Origin of the sequence: Corallococcus sp. CA041A, assembly GCF_003612075.1 — a bacterium.
GTDB lineage: Bacteria > Myxococcota > Myxococcia > Myxococcales > Myxococcaceae > Corallococcus > Corallococcus exiguus.
On sequence record NZ_RAWF01000389.1, the window covers coordinates 1 to 5,984 of the forward strand.

The following is a 5,984-nucleotide window of genomic DNA, read 5'->3' on the forward strand; positions in this document are numbered from 1 at the left end:
CTCGGCGCTGTGGCACCGTCACTTTGAGGTGGTTGCCGCTTCGGCTCATCCACCGCTCCTCCTGCCCTCCTGCAGGGCAGCGGTGGATGCTACCTCCCTAGGCAAAGATTTACCCCGGATGGCTTAGGAGGAGCCTGTCTCGGGGTTCGAGGACGAGGCCGCGGGCGGACGGCCCACGTAGCTCACCTGGGGCGCGGAACCCCGGGACGAACGTCCCGCGCCGCGCTCCGGGCCCTGACGGGGCATCCGAGGACCGTTGTTGGGCAGGTTGCCACGCGCCTCGCGGGGACCCGAGCCCGGGCCCCGGCCAGTCTGGCGCGGCTCGCCGTTCTGCTGCGGGTCGCCGCCCTGGAAGGAACCGTTGTTGCGCGGAGGCCGTCCGTTCATGCGCGACTGCGCTCCCGGACCCTCCTGGCGCGGCTCGCCGTTCTGCTGCGGACGACCATTCGCGCGCCACTCGTTGCGCGGCGGCCGGCCGTTGCCGTTCGGCTGTTGCGCCTGACCGTTCACCGCAGCCTCGCCGCCGTGCGGCTGGCCGTTCACAGCAGCCTCGCCGCTATCCGGCTGACCGTTCTGGCGCGACGGACCCTTCAGGCCCGACTCACCGCCACGAGACCTGCCATTCATGCGCGGAGGCCGGCCGTTCTGCTGCGACGCCTGACCGTTCTCGCCAATCGGCTGGCCGTTCATGCGCGGCTGCCGGCCGTTCTGCTGCGGTGCCTGGCCGTTCTCACCAGCTGGCTGCCCATTCATGCGCGGCGGTCGGCCGTTCTGCTGCGGTGCCTGGCCGTTCTCACCAACTGGCTGCCCGTTCATGCGCGGCGGCCGGCTGTTCTGCTGTGGCGCCTGACCGTTCTCACCAGCTGGCTGCCCGTTCATGCGCGGCTGTCGGCCGTTCTCGCCGGACGACTGCCTGTTCATGCGCGGCGGCCGGCTGTTCTGCTGTGGCGCCTGGCCGTTCTCGCCAGACGGCTGCCCGTTCATGCGCGGGGGCCGGCTGTTCTGCTGTGGCGCCTGACCGTTCTCGCCAGCTGGCTGCCCGTTCATGCGCGGCGGCCGGCTGTTCTGTTGCGGTGCCTGACCGTTCTCGGCAGACGGCTGGCCATTCATGCGCGGTGGCCGGCTGTTCTGCTGCGACGCCTGAGCGTTCTCGCCAGACGGCTGGCCGTTCATGCGCGCCTCGCCGTTGGGCGAGCGCGGCGGACGTCCATCGCGGCGCGGCTCGTTGCGCGGATTGCCGTTGCGCGGCCCTCCCTGCTGCGGCCGGCCGTTCACGCGCGCATCGCCCTGCGCCGCCGGAGCATTCGCAGCCTGCGCCACCGGGGCATTCGCGCCCTGCGCCGGAGCGCCGTTGCGCGGCCCTCCCTGCTGCTGACGCCCGTTGTTGCCGTTGGGCCGGTTGTTGCCACCGCCCTGCGCCGGACGCGCTCCCGCGTTCTGCTGCGGCCCACCGTTCCCGGGCCTCGGCGCATTGCCGGTACGCGGCGGCGGCTTGCCACCAAACCCACCGCGCCGACGCCCATCGCGCGGGCTCGCCGTGACGATGGGACGCCCACGCTCGCCGCCACCCTGGCGCAGCACCAGCGCCTCCAGCGCGCGCAGCTCCGCCTCTTCCTCGCTGAGCCCTTCCTCCACGGCCGCCACGGGCGCCGGAGGGACCTCGTTGCGCCGGGCCTCCTCCTGCTGGAGGAACCGCTCCTGCCGGGAGGACTGACGGCCCGCGCCTCCCTGCCGGCGCGGCGCCTCGCGGAACGCGCCCGACGGCACGTACTCCGGCGTCAGTTCGCGCCGCACATACGCGTTCCAGATTTCGCCCGTGTCACCCGCGCGACCCCCCAGCCGGGACGAAAAGCCCGCCAGGAACTCCCGCACGTTGTCCAGGTCGCGGCGGAAGTAGAACTCCGCCTGGCTGTTGCGCGCCGCCGCCACCGTCTGCGGAAAGTCGATGATGGTCGGGCCGGACCCGCTCATCAGGATGTTGTAGGGCGACAGGTCCCCATGAATGAGGTCCGCGCACAGGGTGCGAACCACCTGGGCGCGCAGGTCCAGGTAGAGGGCCTCGGCCTCCTCGGGCGTCTGGGGCGGAGCCTCCACCAGCCGGGGCGCGGGCTGTCCTTCCGCGTCCCGCACCAGCTCCATGAGGAGGATGCCCTCGTAGAACAGCACCGGCGTGGGCACGCGCACGCCTTGTGCGTGCAGCTTGTAGAGCGAGTCCGCTTCCGCGTTCTTCCACGCCTCTTCCGCGGCGGCCTGCCCGAAGCGGCTGCCCTTCTCCATGGCGCGGCGCGTGCGCGAGTTGCGCACCTCGCGGCCTTCCTTGTAGCCGGAGTTGTTGCGGAAGTTGCGCTCGTGGCGCTCCTTGTACAGCTTCGCTGCGACAACCTGGCCGGCGTGCTGGACGAGCCACACCTCCGCCTCCTTCCCCGTCTTCAGCTGGCCGATGACGGCGTCGATGATGCCGTCGGCGAGGAGGGTCTCGAGGGAGTCATTCATTCTTAAGCAAAAGGCCGGAACGGCACGGGGCGAGGAGCAACAGTCGCTGCGCACACCGGCGGCCCCTGCTCGCCATGATGCACGTTGGAGATGAGAACACCGGGCCGGCCCTGGTTTCCATCGCCGTTACGCTGAACGTCATCCAGAAAGCCCACGTACCGCTTGCTAGCAGCTTGGGAAGCAGGGGGCCAGGGGTGCCCCCGTGCCTGTAGCCTGTTCTCCGCCCACCCCTGCCCAGGGACCGGATTGACGTCCGCCCGGCGTCAAACCGTTTTCACGAAAGGAGCATTCCGCCCATGAAGGTCCTGCTCGCGTGGGGTGTCCTGTTGGCCTCGCTGTGCGCCCACGCGGAAGACCGGGTCGCGGCGGCCCGCAAGCGCCAGACGGCCGGTCTCGTCAAAACGTTCAAGGAGGCGGGGCTGTCCTGGCCGCCGGAGGAGCTCTACCTGCGGGCCTTCAAGGTCGAGCGCGAGCTGGAGGTCTGGGCGGGCAAGCCGGGCCAGTCGCTGGTGAAGGTGCGCACCTTCCCCGTCTGCGCGGCCTCCGGCGACGTGGGCCCCAAACGGGCCCAGGGCGACCTGCAGGTCCCGGAGGGCTTCTACACGGTGGACCTCTTCAACCCGAAGAGCGCGTACCACCTGTCCATGCGGGTGAGCTACCCGAACGCGCTGGACCGCAAGCTGGGCGCCGCGAAGCCCGGGGGCGACATCTACATCCACGGCGACTGCGTGAGCATCGGCTGCCTGGCCATCGAGGACGGCCCCATCGAGGAGCTGTACGTGATGGTGTCCGAAGCCCGCTCGAGCATGCGCCGCGACGTGCCGGTGCACGTGTTCCCACGGCGGCTGGACGCGGCGGGGCTCGCGGCGCTGGAGGCCCTCTCCGGTGTCACCGACGCGCGGAAGGCCTTCTGGCGCGGCCTGGAGCCGGGCTACCGCCTCTTCGAGGAGTCCCGGCGTCCACCGAAAGTGAAGGTGGATGACTCCGCGTCCGCCTACGTGGTGTCGCCGGCTCCGCGGGCCCGGGCGCGCTGAGGAGTTGGTAGAACCCTGGGCATGGGAGGGCCGCGCCGCCGGGGCCGGCCTCTGGGGGAGTGCACGCACATGAAGTCATCTGTCCCGCTTCAGGAGGCCGGAACCGCCGGGGGCGCACGCGCGCTCGTCTCCCTCACGACGACGGAGCTGGCGGCCGCCCTGCGCGAGCGTCACGTCACCGCGGTGGAGGTGCTGGACGCCTTCCTCGCCCGCGCGCGAGCACACAACCCCACGCTCAACGCCGTCGTGACGTGGGACGAGGCGCAGGCCCGGAAGCGGGCGGAAGAGGCGGACGCGGCGCTTGCCCGGGGCGAGCTGTGGGGCCCGCTGCACGGCGTGCCCTTCACGGTGAAGGACGCGTTCAGCACCGGGGGCCTGCGCACGACGTCCGCCCACCCGGCCCTCGCGGAGTACGTGCCCGCGCATGACGCGACGGTGGTGGCCCGGCTCAAGGCTGCGGGGGCCATCCTCTTCGGCAAGACGAACCTGCCGCCGTTCGCGGGGGACTTCCAGACGGACGGGCCGCTCTGGGGCCGGACGAACAACCCGCATGACCTGGGGCACACGCCGGGCGGCTCCAGCGGTGGCGCGGCGGCGGCGGTGGCGGCGGGGCTCACGCCGTTCGAGGTGGGCAGCGACATTGGCGGCTCCATCCGGCAGCCGGCGGCCTACTGCGGCATCGTGGGCATCAAGCCCACGGAGCACCGCGTCTCCACCTTCGGCCACATCCCGGACCCGCCGGACGGGCCGCGCCACGTGCGCCACATGGCGTGCGCGGGGCCGCTGGCGCGCTCGGTGGCGGACGTGCGGCTCATCCTGTCCGTCATCGAGGGCGCGGATCCGCGCGCCCCGGAGGTGCCGCCCGTCGCGCCGGTGGGCGCCGCGAAGCCCCGGGCGCTGAAGGGCCTGCGGCTGGCGTGGGCGGACACGCTGGGCCCCTTCCAGGCCGACCGCGAGACGCGTGAGCTGTTCCAGCGCTTCACCGCCGCCGCCCGCGCGGAGGGCGTCGTGGTGGAGCAGGCCGTGCCTCCGGGGCAGGACTTCACGGACCTGGTGGAGGTGTGGGGGCTGACGGAGGGCGCCGAGGTGGGCGCGCCCCTGCCTCCGCCCGTGCGCGAGGGCTATCAGCAGCAGTTCCTCCCCTTCGAACGGGACCTGCTGGCGAAGGCCATCGTGCAGGGCACGCGCGTGGACATGACGGGCTACGGCACGGCGCTCAGCCGGCGGGACGTGCACATCGGCCTGTTGGAGGACTTCCTGTCCGGCTGGGACGCGTGGCTCGTGCCGGTGGCGATGACGGCCGCGCCGCCGCACATGCCGTTCGGGGCGCCGTTGGACGTGGACGGCGTGCCTCGCCACTACCTGGAGGCCTTTGGCGGATTCACCTGCCTGTTCAACGCGACGGGGAGCCCTGTCGTGGTCTTCCCGCTGGGGCTCACGTCGGCGGGCCTGCCGGTGGGGGCGCAGCTGGTGGGGCGGCGGTGGACGGACGGGGCGCTGCTCGACGTGGCGGAGGCGCTCCTGCCCCTGGGCGGAGGCGTGCGGTGGCCCGCGGCGTTCACGCCCTGAGTCAGTAGACGCGCAGCAGGCGCGAGCGGCATTCGAAGTGCGGGTTGCGCACGTCGATGACGTAGACCTCGCCGGTGGTCTCATCGAAGTTGCCGGCGAGCAGTCCCGCGGCGGTCAGTGCGGCGAGGTAGATGTTGTCCGCGCCCTTCTTCATCTCGCTGACCTTGCGCACGTAGACGACGCGGCCCTCCACGGCCCAGACGCTGCGGATGCCGTCCGTGTGCACGCCCATCGCGTCCGGGGGCGGAGCGGCGGACTTCCCCAGCGCGGGCGGGACGGCCTGGAGCACGTAGTCGTCGTAGGCGCGGTTGCCGCTGCGGCTGATGAGCTTCACCTCGCGCAGGAGGCCGTCCGGGCCCTGGAGCAGCTCCAGCGTGACGGTGAGCTTCGTGGTGCTGACGCCGTGGGCGAAGTCCTGGAGCTCCTCGCCCGCCTGGGAGAGGCCGCGCAGGCGGTTGTAGCCGGGCTCGTCGCGGGCGCGCTTCGCGAGGAGCTCGCCCGGCTTGGGGGGCTTGCGAGGCCCGGGCATGCTCCCGGGGGAGCCGGTGGCGCCGAACTGCCGGGCCTTCTCCGCGTAGGAGTACATCAGCTGCTTGGGGAAGCTGGGCATGTCGAAGAGGGGCGGGGCGTCCATCTGCTTCTCCAGCTGGGCGCGCAGCTGGCCGAAGTAGGGATGGATGCGGCCGGTGTCCACGCGGTCTCGCGCGCGGCGTTCGTCGACGATGCCCTGCACTCGCTCCGACACGCGCGCATGTTCCTCGGCGGCGAGGGATTCGGCGGACAGGCTCGGGTCGCCGGGGCGCAGCGTGCGGCCTCCGCCCCGGGAGTTCTCCGGCGTCGTGATGATGACCCCCTTGCTCGAGCCGGGGGAGGGGAGCAGGTTCGGGG

At 72.1% G+C, this 5,984-nt stretch carries 4 protein-coding genes; 2 read left to right on the plus strand and 2 right to left on the minus strand.

Annotation, left to right across the window (positions count from 1 at the left end):
• Nucleotides 1-123: 123 nt before the first annotated feature.
• Nucleotides 124-2,493: an RIO1 family regulatory kinase/ATPase gene (locus D7V77_RS39370; RefSeq protein WP_120581347.1), complete on the minus strand. Its 2,370-nt coding sequence runs from the start codon at nucleotides 2,491-2,493 to the stop codon at nucleotides 124-126.
• A 296-nt stretch (nucleotides 2,494-2,789) separates the two neighbouring features.
• Between D7V77_RS39370 and D7V77_RS39375 the strand changes: the two genes are divergently transcribed.
• Both D7V77_RS39375 and D7V77_RS39380 read left to right on the plus strand, forming a co-directional pair.
• On the plus strand, nucleotides 2,790-3,527 hold the full coding sequence (locus D7V77_RS39375; RefSeq protein WP_120581348.1) for a murein L,D-transpeptidase family protein: 738 nt from the start codon (nucleotides 2,790-2,792) through the stop codon (nucleotides 3,525-3,527).
• Between the two features lie 69 nt (nucleotides 3,528-3,596).
• A complete protein-coding gene (locus tag D7V77_RS39380) occupies nucleotides 3,597-5,096 on the plus strand; it encodes an amidase (RefSeq protein ID WP_158624575.1) in 1,500 nt (499 codons plus the stop codon).
• Between the two features lies 1 nt (nucleotide 5,097).
• On the opposite strand, the gene D7V77_RS39385 is transcribed toward D7V77_RS39380, so the two are convergent.
• The coding region (locus D7V77_RS39385; protein WP_233597508.1) for a TonB C-terminal domain-containing protein at nucleotides 5,098-5,984 on the minus strand (887 nt) is incomplete at its 5' end.